Below are 18,662 nucleotides of genomic sequence, written 5' to 3' on the forward strand. Positions count from 1 at the left end.
CAAGCGAGTTTATGGACTGCATATATTATGTATCAGCTAAAACTGGATTATAGAGGGTTGATACGAAATTACAGTAATTTTAACAAAGCGAATTAAATGGGAACTGGGAAATACGGATGAGTTGTGAGCTATTTGTTAAAACTGACTTTCTTGCAAGGGGAAAGAAGAACAGACTTGAACTTTAGTTCAACGCAGGGAAAGGTTCGTTGACATCTCACATTAAAAAAAATCAGCCACCCAAGGAGAACTACCTGCAAATATTTGCGTAGCTGTTGAAATAGCTGTTTCTGTCCCATGCAGTTTTCCGGCTACTTGCAATTGGTAGGGTGTGAACAAACTTGTATATATTGGTGCTAGTTCTCGGACATCTAGCTGCAACTCACCTTTTCCACCTTTTGTAACTTCACCGCGTCCATTGGCAACAGAAAGGATGAATTTACCATTGTTTGCATCCAGCAAATTATCTTGAATATCTAAGTGCAGTTCAGTTTCAATTGCCGATGGATAACCCCGCATCTCCAGCGCCTTGACTACATCTACTACCCGGAACATCCAACGCATTGTATGCCTGAGTTTGGCAGTTTGCTCTGGTAGCAGCAATGTCAAGGAATCAATAGCAGAACTCCTCCATCGCACTTTGTCAATTTGGGAGCGATGACTAGCAAGAAAAGACCAGAATGATTGTGCAGCCGCATCTGTGAGAATTACCCAATCTTTTATTCGCAGAATTGCGCCATCTTCTGCTGGATGTTGGCTGAAGAGGATGTAGCCTTCGGGTTTCTCTTTTGTACCGATAAAATATGCGTAAAATGTTTCTTTATCATCTGGTTGGATTAAGCGCTCCCAGATTGCGGGATGTCGGTCTAAATATCCATGCGTTAATCTGGCCTGCTGCTGATATAGTTCATGAAAGACTTGATGATTGATTGGAAATATTGGTTGCAAAGGTAAGGGTTGCTCTCGCAATTGGATACTTTTAGTAGGAACTTCCCAATTACACCAGCTACCCCCCTGCTCATACCCGACTTTTCGATACAAGCTTTGAGCTGCTGGATAAAGAGCAGAGAGCGGTATACCCCTAGCATAAAGTTCTTTGAGGGTGTGCTGCATGAGAGCGATCGCAGCTCCCGAACCACGATACTCTGGAGCAATGCCGACTACGGCAATTCCTGTCATTGGTACACGCACACCACCCCACCACTGGCCCATATCAAGAGTTGCCAATCCACCAATTAATTGTTCTGACTCACGAATAATGCGGAAATTTTCTACGCCAAGGAGATTGATGTAAGCTTCCTCGCCACCAAGTCCACTGATAAAACACTGCTCAAAGATACTCGCAAGCTGCTGAATATCCTGGGGATGGGCAAGAGTGCTGTATTCAAATTTAAGCGTCATCTCTTATACCATTAGTACAAAACCACAATTATGCTACAGCAAGCATTGTCTCTATGCTTCACCAACTATATTTTTTGTACCCCGTTGTAGACATCGCTCTTATTTAAACACTAGTTGTCAAAATTTAAACGTTTGCAGCTAATGTTGCTTGATGTATAAGAAAGGCTTAAGTATTTGCAGGTCAGCTATAAGCAGTTGCAACAAATGCTTAAACATTTGCAACAATTGCTCTTTCATATATAAGAAAAAATTAAGCATTTGCAAGAAATGTATAAGTTGTTGTTGCAAACGCTTTAACGTTTGCAGCTAATGTTGCTTGATGTATAAGAAACGCTTTAACATTTGCAGCAATCATTGCAATGAACTTATAAATCTGTTTATAGCGTTTCTTTGTGAAGCTGCATATATTTATTTACCCCCCGGCTACGCCGTCCCCCCGATGTGTTGGGGGGACTGATTATGTTCATCTTCATACAGAATTGGTATTACTAGCTCAAATTAAAAAGTTTTCTTAGTGAAATTAACTAAAGTTTTGTAAATGCGATCGCAACTCATTAGCCTTAAAGTGATAACGACAACTTTTTGTGCAATTGTGGTCAAGAGACTATGAATGTTGTAATCAATTTATTGCTTTTTCTGCTGCCGATTCTGAGTAGCCTTTTGATTGCCCAAGTTTTCAACCCTCTATCTTCTTATCAAACTCTCCAAACTATAGATGGGGCAGCTTTATATAAAAAACAATTAACAAATGGGAACGAAGCATATTTACAAGTTATTGATCTTCGCAAAATGCAGATAGACCAAATTACCGGAGAGGTAGATAGTATGGGTCTAAATGAAGGTAAATATTATAAAGGGGAAGGTGGACATTACAGCCCTTTTTTCAAAAATAAGTTGTTTTCGGAAGTAACAGACGAATATAAAAAACTTTACAAAAACAAGGTTTTTTCGATGATTAATTGTTCTTTTTTTGAGCAATACCAATCTAGTACTCAATTATCTTTTCCAATTAAACTCAATGGTGTAGTTATCAGTGGCGGCAATAGCCCTTATGGGCCAATCAAGCAACCAAAAGATAAATACTATAGTAATATTCACCTCAAAGCTCTAGTCTGGAACAGTAAGCAGGCATACATTACCGATTACAACCAGGTTAGCGGTTCGCCTCTCAACCAAAACGCAGTGAAGAATGCAATCGTTACTTACCGATACAGCGATCATCCGGCAAAAGTATTAGCCCAAAACCAAGCGAATAAGTATCAAGTTATCGGTACTCTGAACAAAGATGGTGTTAAAGGCGACGAGCTTTTGTTGATTATGACGGTGAACCAAGCGACTCTGGATGAAGCAGCCGATTTATTACGGAAATTAGGAGTTAAAGGGGATATCATTACTGTTGATGGGGGCAGATCAACTTATTTATTTAATTCCCAGAGCGGAAATATTATCGTTCCACAACTGTCTAATTCACAAGAAAATCCTGCCTTCCGAGACTTACCTCATTATTTGGGATTCCGTAAGAAAACCAAAAATCAGGTTGCACCAAAAATATTGATCAGTCAGCCAGTGAATAAAGTACTTGCAAAAAAGGATCAGCCTTATTTAATATTGTGGCGGGATAATCTTAACGGCGATGTCTCGATTAAGTTGTACGATGGAAACAAACTTATCCAAAACATTTCTTCTCGTACCGCTAGCGATGGAGTTTATGAGTGGACACCACGTATTTCTTTAAAAGAAGGCTATTTTATTCGGATTTCTAGCTGGAAAGACCGGAATATTTTCGGGCAGTTGCAACTGTAATTAAAATAAACCCTGTTTTTAGCGGTGCGGAATGGGAAAATGAAAGGGATAACTAGCTAAACGCAAACCTCTCAACAAGTTTGGCGGTGTGGCAGTGATCGGAATTGTTATCGTTTCTCACAGTAAACAACTAGCTCTGGGTGTGCGGGAACTCGCCGCGCAAATGGTTCAGGGCCAAGTTCCCATTGCTGTTGCAGCAGGTATTGAAGATCCGGACAACCCATTGGGTACAGATCCCATCCAGGTTTATGAAGCGATCGCTTCTGTTTTCTCTGATAATGGTGTCTTGGTATTAATGGATTTGGGTAGTGCTTTGCTGAGTGCAGAAATGGCAATAGAGTTTTTGCCAGAAGCACAGCAGCAAAAAGTATATTTATGTGAAGCACCTCTAGTAGAAGGTGCGATCGCTGCTGTAGTAGCTGTGGCGGCTGGTAGAGATATTCAGCAAGTCATGGCAGAAGCACGCGGCGCACTTTTAGCAAAAGCAACTCAATTGGGTGTAGTTAGTAGGCCGTTGTCACTTGTCAGTCACAACACCCCAACAACTAATATAGAATCACCAACGCGAGAAATCCGGCTGATTGTGAGCAATCGCTTAGGATTACACGCCCGTCCCGCAGCGCAGTTTGTGACAACCGCAGCCCGGTTTCAATCGCAAATTTTGGTGCAGAATTTAACGAGAAATACTGAGCTAGTTAGGGGTGACAGTATTAACCAAGTTGCAACTTTAGGGGTGCGTCAAGGACACGAATTGCTGATTACTGCCACCGGTTCTGATGCAGATGAAGCACTGGCAGCATTACAGGGATTATTCGCAAATAATTTTGGTGAGGATAATGTTGCTTTGAATTCTCCACCTGCATTGCACCATGAAGTTACCCCAGCAATTCACGGCGAACTTTTGGGAATTGCAGCTTCTGCTGGAGTAGCGATCGCACCTGTTGTTCATTATCAACCCACACACATTTCGATTACGGAATACCACGTAGACGATCCTGATGCAGAGTGGCAAAGAGTACAAGCAGCAATTCACACCGCCAGACAAGAAATGCAAGCAGTTTTCTCCCAAGCTTCTCTGCAAATTGGTGACGCTGAAGCCGCCATCTTCGATGCCCAACTACTATTTTTAGAAGATCCAGTATTGCTGGAAGCGGCTCACCAACGCATTTTAGAACACCATATAAATGCTGAAGCCGCTTGGCAAGCCGTAGTTGATGAAGTAGCGACTTCCTACCGCACACTTGAGGATTCTTACCTGCAAGAGCGAGTTGACGATGTTGTGGATGTCGGACAAAGGGTGCTGCGATTATTAGCTGGGAATGCCCCTGCTAACCTGCATCTTGAGGAACCTGCAATTTTGGTGGCGACTGATTTAAGTCCCTCAGATACGGCTAGACTAGATCCGAAAAAGGTATTAGGTATTTGTACGACTTCAGGTAGTGCCACATCTCACAGCGCAATTATCGCCCGAACATTGGGTATTCCCGCAGTTTTGGGAGTAGATGCCCAGGTGTTGCACTTGGCAGATGGTACACTTATGGCACTTGATGGTGAAAGTGGCAAAGCTTGGGTAGAACCAGAATCACACATCCTAGATTTACTCGCAGCAAAGCAGTTAGCTTGGCAAACTGCCCAACAGGAAGCACGAGCTACAGCACATCAGCCAGCAATTACTCGTGATGGTCGGCAAGTTAGCGTCTTCGCCAATATTGGTAGTATAAATGATGTGCAAGTTGCGGTGGCTAATGGTGCAGAAGGTGTGGGATTACTCCGCACTGAATTTCTTTATCTGGATAGGACAAGCGCCCCCACTGAAGAAGAGCAACTAGAAGTGTATCAGGCGATCGCGCAAGTTTTAGATAATCGTCCGCTAATTATTCGTACCTTAGATGTCGGTGGTGATAAGCCACTTCCTTATCTGAGAGTAGGGTTTCCCGAAGCTAACCCTTTCTTAGGTTGGCGGGGAATTCGTTTTTGTTTGGATCATTTGGATTTGTTCAAAACTCAGTTACGGGCAATTTTGAGAGCCAGTGTAGGACACCAAATTAAGATCATGTTGCCAATGATTGCTAGTGTAACTGAGGTACGCGCAGCTAAAGTAATTTTGGGTGAAGTGCAGGCTGAACTTAATCAAGCTGGTATTTCCTTTGATGCAGCGATGAAAGTAGGAATTATGGTGGAGGTTCCGGCAGCAGTTGCGATCGCAGATCAGTTAGCTGCTGAAGTAGACTTCTTTAGTATAGGTACTAATGATCTGAGTCAGTACGTCATGGCTAGCGATCGCACTAATCCGCGCGTGGCAAATTTAGTTGATGCGCTACACCCAGCAGTGTTACGAATGGTGCAGCAAACTATCCAAGCTGCTCATGCGGCGGGGATTTCGGTAGGATTATGTGGAGAATTGGCAGCAGATACTTTAGCAACACCAATTTTATTAGGTTTAGGGCTGGATGAGTTGAGCGTGAATCCTCAAAGTATACCTGGAGTGAAACAGGCGATCGCTAGGTTTTGTATAGTTGAAAGTGAAGCGATCGTGGCATCAGCATTACAACAAGATTCCGCAGTTAATGTCAGAAAACTAATCTCAACTTCAGTTATCCCCCCTGCATAATACTAATTCGTAATTGAATAAGAATTCAGAATCAAAACGCTCTCTGCGAGACGCTGCGCGTTAGCATCTCTCAAAGAGTTTACGCTGCACTATCCACCAGTTGCACAGAATTTACAGCAGAATTCAGAAGTAAAACAGGCTTTATATCTGGCTTTGAAACTTAGCTTGTGTACTTCACTAACTTGAAATCTGCTGTAATTCTGAATTCTGGCTTCTGACTGCTGAATTCTGTTTTGTTAAAATCTTATTCCCAGTTGCCCGTTAAAGCCACGAATAGAATTGTAACCAGCACCGACAAAAACGTTATCAGCAGCACTTACCTGAACGCCACCTGAAACTGCAACACCTTTATCTTCTGAATAAAGTCCAACTCCTACATAAGGTGAAATTACAGGCAAGCTGATAAATTTTAAAACATCTACTCCCGTAGCACCATCAGGGCCAGTTCCTAGCTCAACGCCAAAATTTAAAGCCCTAGCTCCTACAGCATAAGTTACATCACCATCTTTTCCACCGACTGAAACCCAAGGTTGCGGTATAACTTGAGCCGATGCTTGACTTGGGGTAAATAAAGCTAACAAACATATAGGTGTAAGTAATGTTTTAGCAATAATCGCTATTTTCACGTTATTTTCTTCCACTAACTAGTGTGTTTTAATTGTCTTCTCACAACTGCCCTTACTTCAACACTACTGTTAACTAAAGTTTGGCCATGATGGCTAGTCGTGACGGATTGAACCTCATTTGAGTGCCCGATGAGTTCAAGCATTATTTTAGTCATGTAATATTAGTTACAGCAGGAGACGCGATCGCGAACAGTTTTTACCCTTCTTCTAATGGAGACGAAGACAGCAAACGGGTTCTCCAAAGGAGTACCAAAGCAAATGCGATCGCCAAACAAGCTTGATACTCACGGCAGCAACTCTACTCAAAAGTGGATACATCTCGCAGCAAACTAGGAATTTCCCCTTGAGATAAAGGAAACTCCAGCAAGGTTTCTCTAAGACCCAAATATCCAGATTCAGCAAACGACAAAAGCATTCGTGAAAGCGCTAGCCAAACCTCCGGTTCGTATTCCCAATCACGATAACGCGAAGCTTTACCAGCAATTGAACGTAGCGCCCAGAAATAAGAGTTCCGCACCACCGAACCACCCTTCTTAAACTCTGGTAAATCTTCGTGATGAATAAAAAGTATTTGATTTTCAATTTTGGCTCTCATGTAAATTTTGGATTTTGGATTTTAGATTTTAGATTAAAAGTAAATTTTAAGTATGGTGCATTACGGCTTTAGCCTAACGCACCATGTTGGCGGCGCGTCAATACGGTTCAGTTAAGGATAATTGTAGGTTGGGTTTCACTTCGTTCAACCCAACAAATGCCCGAAAATGTTGGGTTTCGTTCCTCAACCCAACCTACGCAAATTTATTTTTCTGGCTTAACTGAACCGTATTGGGCGGTGCGTCGTCTTTATCTTTTCTCTGTGTTCTCTATGCCTCTGTAGTTCAATAAATAACTTTTAAACCGCAGAGGCACAGAGAAGCCAGTGCGTCCTTGCAGTTCCCCAACCTACGCAGTTTATGGTTTCTAATAATCTAGAGATTCCTTTGCAAAATCTCCTTCCTTGTTAAAAATTGGCACTTAAACCCACACGAAAAGTGAATCCAGGGCTATATATGCGATTAACTCGCTCATATTGCTCACCCAGTAGATTTTCTAAGTAAACTGTCAGTCCTAAATTGGTAGTTAAAGGTATACGACCGGTGAAATCTAAATTCACGAAAGATGGTGCAAAATCTGTAGCCTTATCACCAGGGTTAGCAAAGATGGATCTACGAGCGCCACTATTGTAGGTAACATACAAGTTAGCCTGCCATCCCGCATTTTCATAACCTACGCCAGTTTGAAGTACAGAGTAGGGAATCAAACCTAACTGTAAACCTCTGTCTGTACCTGTTTTTATTTGAGCATCTGTATAAGTATAGTTGAGGAAAGTTGACCAGCCTGAAGCAATTCTTAATTGCAAAGCTGCTTCTAAACCATTGGTATCTACTAATCCAATGTTTTCCCATCTTCCGGCGATGACTCCCAAGCGATCGCCTATACTACTACCAAAGTAAGTAAACTGTCCAATTAGATTTTGAGAAAAATTTACATCTACTCCTGCACTCCAAGTAGAGCCAGTTTCCGGACTTAAATCAGGATTAGGTTCCCAACCATGAACTGTATCATAAACATACAACTGATCTAACCCAGGATTGCGTTGTGCCCCTGCCCAACTTCCACGCACTGCTACTATTGGTGTGACGGCATAACGTAACCCAACACTAGGATTGAGATAATTTCCAAACTGGCTGTCAAAGGTTTGCCTTAGTCCTAAATCTATCAGAAAATTATCGCTAATATTCCAAGTATTGACAGCAAATAAAGCTGTATTGAACAAACTTCTATCTTCAGTTTCATTAGTGGCAATCCTACTAGGATTTGTACTAAAAACATCACCGTTTAAATCGGTGTTTTTTAAATCTAATCCCCAACGCAATTTATTATTGGAAGTAATTTTCCACTCATGATCTACTCTGGCTGTGAGTTGTTGTGTATCTAAAGTTCCTGTACGGTAAAATGCTCCTGTAGGGCCATAAGTACTAAAGTAATCTTGGTTATAACCAATTGAAGTTGTAAGATTAGAGCTTTCCCCATTACCTAGTCGAGTTTTCCAAGATAAGCCGACATTTAAACCATCGTGGTCTAATCTATCTCTTTGCAGCAGAGGGAAACCGAAATAAATTAAACCACGACGACTGCTGAGTGCAGTAACATCTAAATTCAGAGAATTTTTCTGATCTAAATCTACTCCAATGCTACCAAAATAGGTACTTGTAGCTGTGTCTGCATTGAATAAAAATCCTTGTTCATCACGATTAGCAGCACCTACAGGGACGCGGTAACGGTTATCTGTAAAGAATCTTTCAAAGCTAAAGTTGTACTTGACATTATCAGATGAACCACCATAGGTTACTTGTTGATTATTTAAACTTAATGAGCCAAATTCTGCACTAGCGCTCAATTTAGGTTTGCCATAACCTTCCTTGGTGATAATATTCACAACTCCCCCAAAGGCTGAAGAACCATATAAAGCGGAGGCTGTACCGCTATATAATTCCACTCGTTCAATAGCCTCTACAGGAATGCTATTTAAGTCAGTTCCACCATGATAAGTGTTGACATTATTGTTAATTGGTCTGCCATTAATCAGAAATACAGACTGATTAATTGAGGCTCCCCGATAGTATGTACCTGTGTGAGTATCTGCACCATGACCTACATCATTGATAGCAAAACCAGGCATTCTTTTTAAAATATCGGCTAAACTTGTAGCGCCCTGCTTTTGAATTTCTTCTTTATCAATTACGTAAGTTGGAGTAGATTGAGGTAAGTTGTCTGGTTCGGCGATTACTTCTATAGAAATATCTGCATCATCACTCGGAGTTTGCTCTGTTTCTGGCTGATCTGGATTAACTTCACTCGGTGCAGATTGTTGAGTTAATAATTCGGCATTAGTGACGGGTAGCTCAATTTCACTCAAACTCGGAATATTTAAAATGACTTCAGTTGATTTATCAGTATTTCTCTGCTTAATTTCACTTTCAGCAGCAAAGCCAGGAAACACTATCAGTAAACTCGGTAAAGCAACTGTTAGCAACAATAAATCCTTTTTCACGTTCTCTTTCACACCAAATAAAAACAGTCACCACCTAGTATTGTTGCTGTAATAGTAAAATCATGTCAAAAGACACGCTGTCATATTTCCACAGTCTCATATATTTACTACTACGTAGCAACTACGAATTACGTTAGCATTGAGAAAACTGAACGCTTCACAAACACTATAGAAGACAATAAATTATGATTCAAACCTTACGCAAATTAGTTACATTCGATGAATTCGTTGCTAAATACCCTGACAACACTGGAAAACGTTATGAATTGCATGATGGAGTAATAGTTGAAATGTCCCAACCCACAGGCGATCATGAAGAGGTAGTTGGATTTTTAGCCTTTGAAGTTACTAGAGAGTGTATTCGTTTAAATCTCCCCTACTTCATACCCAAAACAGCATTAGTCAAACCGCCTGAAAATGAATCTGCTTACTCACCAGATGTGCTGATATTAAATCGCCCCAATTTAGTAAACGAACCTCTGTGGAAAAAAGAATCTACTGTAAGCCAAACAGAATCAATACCCTTAGTAGTTGAGGTAGTGAGTAGTAATTGGCGTGATGATTATTTAAAAAAAGCTGCTGATTATGAAGCTGTAGGCATTCCAGAATACTGGATTGTAGACTATGCTGCTTTAGGCGGTAGGCGATTTATTGGCAACCCCAAACAACCAACTGTTTCGCTCTACACTTTAATTGATGGAGAATACCAAGTCAGCCAGTTTCGAGGTAGCGATCGCATTATCTCACCTCTGTTCCCCGAATTAAATTTAACCCCCGAACAGATTTTTCAAGTCGGTGGATACTCTGTATAACTCTTACACTATTAGAAAAGAGCGATTTCCGTTACAGACAAAATTTGTTGTCGCAAACTCTTTAGTAAATCTAGAGTTTTTCGTAAGGGTAATTAAAATGAGTGCTGAATGTGCAGGTATCAGAAAAGTAAGCGGTAAAGCAATAACTACACTGAGAAATAATCGCCAAAAATAACTCATAATACCAAATGAGGATAGGGAGTATTATTTGATATTCTTGGAACAGTGTTTTTGTAAAAACTTTAATCCAAAATTCAAAATCTAAAATCCAAAATTGGTATCAGTATCCTATTGGACAATTTCGGCAGCACTAAAATTAGCGGGACAAAAAGCCCCGTGAATTGTTAATTATTGAAGTTAGATTTTAGTCTACTAGGACTTACGCAAAATATCTCTCAAACTCTGATTTCTCCGTGTCCTCTGCGCCTCTGCGGTAGCCTGCGGCAAGCCGAAGCGTCTACGTTATTCCGTAACTCGTGCGTAAGTCCTATCTACTTCCAGTCCTTATCTGCTTGTGTAAGCACATAAGCAGTTACATCTTCAATCTGGTTAGCTTTTAAACGGCTACCGAAAGCAGGCATGGCATTTTTACCTTTTGTAACTTGGGCGATAATCGCCTCTGCTGAGTACATATCATACTTTTCTAAAGCTTCTTTCTTCAGGTTCTTAGGAGCTTGAACCAGATTTTTACCTCCTGCATGACAAGAGGCACAATTAGCACTAAATACTTTAGCTCCACTAACAGCATCTGCTGCCAAAGCTGGACTGCTGAAGGCAAAGGTGAAGATTGCTATGCCTAACAGCATCACCGTAATAATTTTTTTCATTTCGTGTTCTCTCTCTCTGCAATAACGGCTTATTCGCTGCGATATCCTCCATAATTGTCAGTTGAGGCGCTGCTATAGTCAAATGACAACCTGTCAAACTTCGTTATTTTAAAGTTTCGCTGAACAGATTTAAAAATTGTAGACGAGAAACCAGCGAGATGTTACAAAAAATATTACAAGTTTTAAATGACTCGGATCAAGTAAGTAAGAAAATTTACCAATGTGATATTTTCAAATGGGTTTATACAGGTAATAAATACGAGTCGTTTACATCGAGGAAAAATCAATCGCTAAAAATTATATACATCGACCGAAAATAGTGAAAATAAGTGAGGCTCACAAGCATTGAGGTCTGATCATGAAAAGGTTTTTATTTGTCGGTGGCGTGCTGCTAATTCTTTTTGTTTATTTTGGTTTAAACTATTCTGGCTTCTGTTTTGCAGAAAAGCGTTACATAAGTGATGAAGAAAAAATTAGAGCAGAATTTGATTACCAAAATAGCCGGGATATATTACCGATAGAAAACTTCCCAGATCCTAAGCACATCAAGTATAAAAGCTTTGATGAATATATAGCATTGTATCCAGAATGCTGTTCCGTCAATCCTGGCGGCCCTTATGAAGTTTCTCCTGAAGAATTTCTCGATCGCATTCTTGGATATAATTCGGGCGATGTTGTAGTGATTAATTTCCATGCACGTTATTTGAATAAAAACGGCAAGATCGAAACAGTAGAAACTCGCCTTGAAAACTACTCGCGGAACTGCGGTGGTCTTCGATGAGCAATTCCTCAAACATGAAACAAAAAGTATCGGAGAAAAATTATGGTTCAACTAAATGTAAACAACATAACAAATCAATATTTATACGGCCAATTAACTACTCCAACAAATCTTGCAGATGATAGTTTGATTCGCCCTAAAGATGTTACTACAACGGTTGAAGTAGGTGTAGTAGCATCTTTAGGGCAACGGGTGCTGGCAGATTTGCTGTTGGAAGTCAGTTTACTCTCATACCTGAAGTCCACGCTTAGTGGACTAAATGATTAATTCAGTCCACGCTTAGTGGAGTTTAGCTATGAGACTCGGAATTCATTCCGAGGCGGGATAAAAACGTAGTGCGAGATTTATTAATAAAGATATGGCTGCGACAAAACTTGTGTATACACGGTAGCCTTCTTAAAGGGAGTTAGGGGGAATCTAAAAGTGCCCAAAGTCACAGCGAAATACTTTTCAAATAACGTCTAAGCGAGGTAAGAGGGTCATTATCAATTGTGAATTCTTTCAACAGCTCCTAACTGAGTAAGCGCATCTCCTGTAACACGACAAATTCGCCAATCATCTAATATAGATGCTCCCATACTACGGTAGAATTCTTGGGCTGATTCGTTCCAATCCAGCACACTCCACTCTAAGCGCCCACAGTCACGTTCTACAGCTATCTGAGCTAATTTAGTCAAGAGAGCCTTACCAATACCTTGCCTGCGATATTCTGGTAAAACAAATAAGTCTTCCAGATAAATTCCTGGCTTAGTCAAAAATGTTGAATAATTATGAAAAAATAGGGCAAAACCAACAGCTTGACCCGCAGATTCTGCTAAAATCGCTTCTATATATTTGTGCGATCCAAATAAATGCTCTTTAAGTTCCAGAGCATTGCCAGTGACAGCGTGAGATAATTTTTCATACTCAGCCAGCCCCTGAATTAATTTAAACAGTACGCTGTAATCAGCTGGTTCAGCAAAACGCACAATTAAATTGCTATGCAAAGTCATTAGTCTATAGTCTATAGTTCATAGTCCATAGTCTATAGGCAACTGTACAAGTTTTTTTGACTAATGATTAAAGAAAAGCCGAAAAAAGGTACAAAACGCCCTGTTGTTGCAATTTGCGAGATACTAGCTCGCCTTCATTCATTAGGCATGTGGATTTAATAAAGAGTAACTTTTGTAAGGTGTGTTACGGGCATTTGTCCTAACGCACCTAAAATCTAGGATGGTGCGTTATGGTACGCAATAACGCACCATCCTAGATTTAAAGTTTTGCACTTTATTTGATCCATGTTCGTTAATGAAGCTAATCTATCTTCGTAGATGTAATTAAATCAACCAACCTTTTAAACGTTTGGCTATGTGGGGACGGCGCAATTTTCGCATGGCTTTGCTTTGAATTTGTCGCACTCGCTCACGAGAAAGATTGAACATGTTGCCAACTTCTTCTAAGGTACAGGGTTCGCTGGTTGTCAAACCATATCGCAGAGAAATTACATCCTTTTCCCGTGGCGTTAATACGTCACCCAAGACTTCCCAAATCTCCTGACGCATCATGTTTTCATTCATTTTTGCTTCTGGAGACAGGTTATCTTCATCTTCTAGCAAATCCATCAATTCCGTGTCTTCTTCTTTACCGACACGGTGGTTGAGAGAAAGTGCTTGACGCCGTAGTTGTTGTAGCTGGCGTAGTTGTTGCACACTAATTTCTAAAGCTTCTGCCATTTCTCCTTCAGTAGGATTGCGACAAAGCTTTTGCTTGAGTTCTCGTTGTGCTTTTTTCAGCTTGTTAAGCTTTTCAACAATATGAATAGGTAGCCGGATTGTCCGCGCATCGTTAGCTATAGCTCTAGTAATCGCTTGTCTAATCCACCAATAGGCATAAGTAGAAAACTTATATCCTTTATCTGGATCAAACTTTTCTGTAGCGCGATTTAAACCCATTGCTCCTTCTTGAATTAAATCCAAGAAAGGCACTCCCCTATTCAGGTATCGTTTAGCAATAGAAACTACCAATCTCAGATTCGAGCGAATCATTTTACGTTTCGCTACTCTACCTTGATACAAGCGATTTTCTAATTGCTTTTCCGTCATTTCTAGCTCGGAAGCCACCTCTACCTTAGTAGGTTCCTGTCCGAGTTTTAATTCTAAGGCTGCTTGTAATTCCCTAACTTCTTCTAGAAACCTAACTCGCCGCGCTAACTCTACTTCTTCATCAGCTTTTAGAAGGGGATAACGCGCCATTTCTTTAAAAAATGCACCAACGGCATCATCATGCTCGGTTTTATTGTATCCCGAAGGACGGGCTGCCGCCATATCATCCCCGTCGCGTTCGTCTGATTCCAGATTTTCTACTACAATTGGAGGCTCTTCATCTGCTACTGCTTCTAAAATATCGAGTAATGGTTCTTCAATATCAGCAGTATTCTCCAGTATTTCCATTTCTCCTAATTCAACAATATTCATAGTTTCCTTTAGGCATTGTTGCTTTGTTTGGTACATAATTTAGTTACAGCTACTCGTTTGAGGCTTGGTAGTTTTCCCTAAGGGACGAATGCACCCGTTTATATAGCGAAATTCAGGCTTATGCTAATTTTTCTTCAGGAATGAAAATCGGCATCTACGTAACACATATACGTTACAGTTAGATACAACCTATAACTAAACTGGCCTTCGCACCCAACAAAACTTTCTTCTCAGGCTCCTAACAGATTATATTCTTCATTTTTTTCTTAATTACCAAATATGTCAAACCCCCTCAAACTTTCTCAACCTTAACAAACATAGAAATCTTAGCTAACCATCCAAATATCTTAAACTTTCATATATTTTTATAAATATTTTTAATGTTTATAGCTTGGAAATCATTGGATAAATTAAAAAGTTGGTGCTGGAGTTATGCATTCCTGATTTCAATTTACCCAGATGAGAGAAATTATAATAATGGCAGCTTAATTTCAAGATATTCTTATTTGTATAAAAGCATCTCATATACAGAAAGGGTTGAATATCTATCGATAGGCGGAAAAAGGCTACTCCCTATTTAGTAGATAGAGCAACTGTTGCAGGAAGGGCTGACATGCTTTTATTTGTATAGTGGGTACCAAATATTTATTGCATGTATAGTTGATACGAATTTGTCTAGTAGATTACATAAGAGGAAACTTATCAAGTATTATGAAGGATAACAGTATTGGCAAATACCATTTAAGTCTAACAAAATAAAAAATTAGACTTAATTAAGCTAGGTTATTTTTGACCAGCTATGTGAGGTAAATATCTAACTATAAAGTCATAAACTATGTATATTAATGACGTAAAATTATCTCCTTTATTAGTATCTGAACCTAGCCAATCATACCAGTCAGGTATAACTGTTAATAGGTGGGTTGAAGTATTGGTAGACTGTCCAGGAAGTACAGGACTATTTACTTATCGATTGCCAGCTCAGTTAGAAATAAAACCAGGGGATATTTTGAGCGTGCCATTTGGGGCACAACAATTAGGAGCGATCGCAATTCGGTTACTGGCACAACCAAATGTCGATTTACCACCAGAAAAAATCCGGGAAGTAGAAGATATAGTCAGCGTGGGATTTTTCCCAAGTGCTTATTGGGAATTACTCAATCGAGTCGCTGCATATTACTATACGCCCCTAATTCAAGTAATCCGGGTTGCTCTGCCGCCAGGGTTACTGGGGCGATCGCAGCGTCGTATCCGCCTTGTTGGAGGAGGGGAGGCAGGGGGCAGGGGGCAGGGGGCAGGGGGCAGGGGGCAGGGGGCAGGGGGAAGTAGTTATTTGCTGGCATCTCCTGATCCTTTAGCTTTTTTGACTCCTACTGCACGGCAAGTTTGGGAACTTTTACAAGCGCAGCCGGCTGGGGACTACAGTTTTGTCTACCTCCAACAAAAAGTTAAATCTGCCTATCGAGGAATTCGGGAGTTGCTGCGATTTGGTTTAGTAGAAAGCTACTTAGAACCGCCGCGACTAACTCGACCAAAGCTGCAAAAAGCAGTCACGCTTACAGGTACAATTGACCACGAATTAACTACTCGCCAAAGAGAGATTTTGGAAGTGCTGCGGCGGCATAATGGCGAGTTGTGGCAAAATGAATTACTACAAATTTGTAATGCTAGTTCTTCTATCCTCAAGACGTTGACACAAAAGGGTTACATTGTCATCGAAGAACGGGAAGTATTACGAACCGAACAGGGGCCAGCATTAGCAGGCGATGGGGCTAAATCTTTAACTGTTGCTCAAGCTAGCGCCTTAGAAACAATCCAGACATTAGATGGGTTTGCTGAAGTTTTATTGCATGGGGTGACAGGTTCAGGAAAAACAGAAGTATATTTGCAAGCGATCGCCCCTTTACTCAACCAAGGCAAATCCGCCCTTGTTTTAGTCCCAGAAATTGGACTCACACCTCAGCTAACTGATCGTTTTCGCGCCCGTTTTGGTAATAAAGTTAGCGTTTATCACAGCGCCCTCTCCGATGGTGAACGTTATGACACTTGGCGACAAATGCTCACAGGAGAACCTCAAGTTGTCATTGGTACGCGCAGTGCAGTTTTCGCCCCTTTGCCCAACCTGGGTTTAATTATTTTAGATGAAGAACACGACAGCAGTTTTAAGCAAGACTCCCCCATACCCACCTACCACGCCCGTACCGTCGCCCAATGGCGAGCAGAATTAGAAAATTGCCCCTTGCTGCTGGGTTCCGCTACGCCCTCGTTGGAGAGTTGGGTAAGGGTGAGGAGGGAGGAGGCAGGGGGCAGGGGGCAGGGGGCAGGGGGAGGGGGAGGGGGAGCAGAAGGAGAATTCATAACTCCTAACTCCTCACTCCTAACTCCTAACTCCTCACTTAACACTCTTTACCTCTCACTCCCCGAACGGATTAACTCCCGCCCTTTACCGCCGGTGGAAATAGTGGATATGCGGCAAGAGTTGCAGCAGGGAAATCGTTCTATATTTAGTAGATCTCTGCAAGAAGCTTTGCAAGAATTGCAAGAGAGAAAACAGCAGGGAATTTTATTTATTCATCGGCGGGGACACAGTACTTTTGTATCTTGCCGCAGTTGTGGATATGTACTGGAATGTCCGCACTGTGACGTGTCGTTAGCGTATCACCACACGGAAGAAAAAGCGCCGGAATTATTGCGCTGCCATTATTGTAATTATGCGCGATCGCATCCCAAATTCTGCCCTGATTGTAGTTCCCCTTACCTAAAATTTTTCGGTAGCGGTACTCAGCGAGTAACGCAGGAACTAGCGCGACAGTTCCCAGAGTTACGCTTGATTCGTTTTGATAGCGATACCACCCGCAACAAAGGCTCACACCGTACCCTACTCACTCAATTTGCCAACGGCGAAGCAGATTTATTAGTGGGTACGCAAATGCTCACCAAAGGATTGGATTTACCACAGGTGACACTTGTGGGCGTTGTCGCCGCCGATGGATTGCTAAATTTATCAGATTATCGCGCCAGTGAACGGGCATTTCAAACCTTGACTCAAGTAGCTGGACGTGCTGGTAGAGGCGACGATCCGGGGAGGGTGATTGTACAAACTTACACTACAGAGCATCAGGTAATTGCAGCAGTGCGATCGCACGATTATCACTCTTTCTCCCAAGCTGAATTAGAACAACGCCAAGCTCTCAATTATCCCCCTTATGGGCGGTTAATTTTATTGCGCTTAAGTAGTCTCGATCCTATTCAAGTGCAAAATACCGCGCAAATAATTGCCACAACCTTAAGTACAGAAGAAGAATTTGAGATATTAGGCCCAGCACCAGCAAGTATTTTGCGGGTAGCTAATCGTTATCGCTGGCAGATATTGATTAAATTTGCTCCCGATGCATTACCACAATTGCCAGATTGGGAAGAAGTGCGATCGCTTTGTCCTTCGTCTGTGAGTTTAACTATTGATGTAGACCCATTAAATATTATGTGACCATGAACTGCGTATATAATTACGCATAAAAATCTTTTTTCCTATTCCCCAGAATTAGCTGATTTTGATGTTTGTCTCAAACGTAGTAATTGAGTCAATCTATGCATTATCAACCCTCAGATAGATGAAGTAAATTGAAGTATCATCCATCAAAAAAGTTCAGGCATACATATTAAAAAAAATCTTTCATAATTTGCTGCCAAAGTTACTTCCATATTGAAAGTACAAACAAAAATGAACTTTGCCAGCAGCAGTTTACGGTGATACTTTTAAAGATTTATTACTTTTTACGTAATCATACTGTGCAAAGTTGATGATTTAGATAGTTCCCTTAAAAGTCCTGATTTTCTGCAAAGTTTCTTGGATATTGACAGCATAAATAAAAATGAACTTTGCCAGCAGCAGTTAACGATTTACGGTAATAACTTTGAAGATTTCTTGCTTATTACGTAATCATACTGCACCAAATTGATGAGGAAGTTACCTGAAATCAGAAGTTCAGTAATCACGTAATTTTAAGTATTTGCTAAATAATTTTTACATAGTCTGGAAGATAGGTTATGGTTTCTCCACCAGCTTCAACTCAGGCAATAAAAATACAGTTTTTTCAACAAAAAAGGTAGAAATTCGTTCGTGCAGCTTCTCGTAGAGGAGAAAGAGCAGAAGGAAGAATTGTTATTAAGAGCGCTTATAAATTCTAACGACCCGAAGGCAGCAAGAGTCTGAGTCCCCCACTAAAAAATGCAGCTTTGGTAGTCCATTGCTGCGGG

Annotated in this window: 14 protein-coding genes; 7 read left to right on the top strand and 7 right to left on the bottom strand. The window is 41.0% G+C overall.

The features are described from left to right. Nucleotides 1-219: 219 nt before the first annotated feature. Nucleotides 220-1,398 carry an enhanced intracellular survival protein Eis gene (gene eis, locus LC608_RS08190; RefSeq protein ID WP_229553065.1) on the bottom strand — a complete coding sequence of 393 codons (1,179 nt, stop codon included), beginning with the start codon at nucleotides 1,396-1,398 and terminating at the stop codon, nucleotides 220-222. A gap of 606 nt (nucleotides 1,399-2,004) precedes the next feature. Here eis and LC608_RS08195 point away from each other — a divergent pair. Then, entirely contained in the window at nucleotides 2,005-3,201 is a 1,197-nt protein-coding gene (locus tag LC608_RS08195; RefSeq protein ID WP_229553066.1) for a phosphodiester glycosidase family protein, read from the top strand. A gap of 94 nt (nucleotides 3,202-3,295) precedes the next feature. Next, the gene (ptsP, locus tag LC608_RS08200; protein WP_229553242.1) at nucleotides 3,296-5,812 is read left to right on the top strand and encodes a phosphoenolpyruvate--protein phosphotransferase; all 2,517 of its coding nucleotides are present in this window, start codon (nucleotides 3,296-3,298) and stop codon (nucleotides 5,810-5,812) included. 236 nt (nucleotides 5,813-6,048) lie between these two features. Here ptsP and LC608_RS08205 read toward each other — a convergent pair whose 3' ends face one another. Further along, on the bottom strand, nucleotides 6,049-6,438 hold the full coding sequence (locus tag LC608_RS08205) for a hypothetical protein (protein ID WP_229553067.1): 390 nt from the start codon (nucleotides 6,436-6,438) through the stop codon (nucleotides 6,049-6,051). Between the two features lie 122 nt (nucleotides 6,439-6,560). On the opposite strand from LC608_RS08205, the gene LC608_RS08210 reads away from it, so the two are divergent. Continuing rightward, nucleotides 6,561-6,719 (top strand): hypothetical protein, encoded by a 159-nt coding sequence (locus LC608_RS08210; protein ID WP_229553068.1) that lies wholly within the window; start codon nucleotides 6,561-6,563, stop codon nucleotides 6,717-6,719. A 17-nt stretch (nucleotides 6,720-6,736) separates the two neighbouring features. On the opposite strand, the gene LC608_RS08215 is transcribed toward LC608_RS08210, so the two are convergent. Both LC608_RS08215 and LC608_RS08220 read right to left on the bottom strand, forming a co-directional pair. Beyond that, the gene (locus tag LC608_RS08215) at nucleotides 6,737-7,033 is read right to left on the bottom strand and encodes a hypothetical protein (RefSeq protein WP_229553069.1); all 297 of its coding nucleotides are present in this window, start codon (nucleotides 7,031-7,033) and stop codon (nucleotides 6,737-6,739) included. Nucleotides 7,034-7,438: 405 nt separating this feature from the next. Continuing rightward, nucleotides 7,439-9,532: a TonB-dependent siderophore receptor gene (locus LC608_RS08220; protein ID WP_229553070.1), complete on the bottom strand. Its 2,094-nt coding sequence runs from the start codon at nucleotides 9,530-9,532 to the stop codon at nucleotides 7,439-7,441. A gap of 185 nt (nucleotides 9,533-9,717) precedes the next feature. Between LC608_RS08220 and LC608_RS08225 the strand changes: the two genes are divergently transcribed. Next, entirely contained in the window at nucleotides 9,718-10,344 is a 627-nt protein-coding gene (locus LC608_RS08225; protein ID WP_229553071.1) for a Uma2 family endonuclease, read from the top strand. Nucleotides 10,345-10,835: 491 nt separating this feature from the next. On the opposite strand, the gene petJ is transcribed toward LC608_RS08225, so the two are convergent. Further along, entirely contained in the window at nucleotides 10,836-11,171 is a 336-nt protein-coding gene (gene petJ / locus LC608_RS08230; RefSeq protein ID WP_229553072.1) for a cytochrome c6 PetJ, read from the bottom strand. Between the two features lie 358 nt (nucleotides 11,172-11,529). Between petJ and LC608_RS08235 the strand changes: the two genes are divergently transcribed. Together LC608_RS08235 and LC608_RS08240 are read left to right on the top strand one after the other, a co-directional pair. Then, nucleotides 11,530-11,952 (top strand): hypothetical protein, encoded by a 423-nt coding sequence (locus LC608_RS08235; protein WP_229553073.1) that lies wholly within the window; start codon nucleotides 11,530-11,532, stop codon nucleotides 11,950-11,952. A gap of 42 nt (nucleotides 11,953-11,994) precedes the next feature. Further along, the gene (locus tag LC608_RS08240; protein WP_229553074.1) at nucleotides 11,995-12,219 is read left to right on the top strand and encodes a hypothetical protein; all 225 of its coding nucleotides are present in this window, start codon (nucleotides 11,995-11,997) and stop codon (nucleotides 12,217-12,219) included. A gap of 218 nt (nucleotides 12,220-12,437) precedes the next feature. Here LC608_RS08240 and LC608_RS08245 read toward each other — a convergent pair whose 3' ends face one another. Further along, complete coding sequence (locus tag LC608_RS08245) at nucleotides 12,438-12,944, bottom strand: GNAT family N-acetyltransferase (protein WP_229553075.1); 507 nt, start codon at nucleotides 12,942-12,944, stop codon at nucleotides 12,438-12,440. 324 nt (nucleotides 12,945-13,268) lie between these two features. Further along, complete coding sequence (locus LC608_RS08250) at nucleotides 13,269-14,441, bottom strand: RpoD/SigA family RNA polymerase sigma factor (RefSeq protein WP_229553076.1); 1,173 nt, start codon at nucleotides 14,439-14,441, stop codon at nucleotides 13,269-13,271. Between the two features lie 799 nt (nucleotides 14,442-15,240). Between LC608_RS08250 and priA the strand changes: the two genes are divergently transcribed. Further along, nucleotides 15,241-17,892 (top strand): primosomal protein N', encoded by a 2,652-nt coding sequence (gene priA / locus LC608_RS08255; protein WP_229553077.1) that lies wholly within the window; start codon nucleotides 15,241-15,243, stop codon nucleotides 17,890-17,892. Nucleotides 17,893-18,662 lie beyond the last annotated feature (770 nt).

The organism is Nostoc sp. XA010, from assembly GCF_020829625.1.
Lineage (GTDB): Bacteria > Cyanobacteriota > Cyanobacteriia > Cyanobacteriales > Nostocaceae > Nostoc.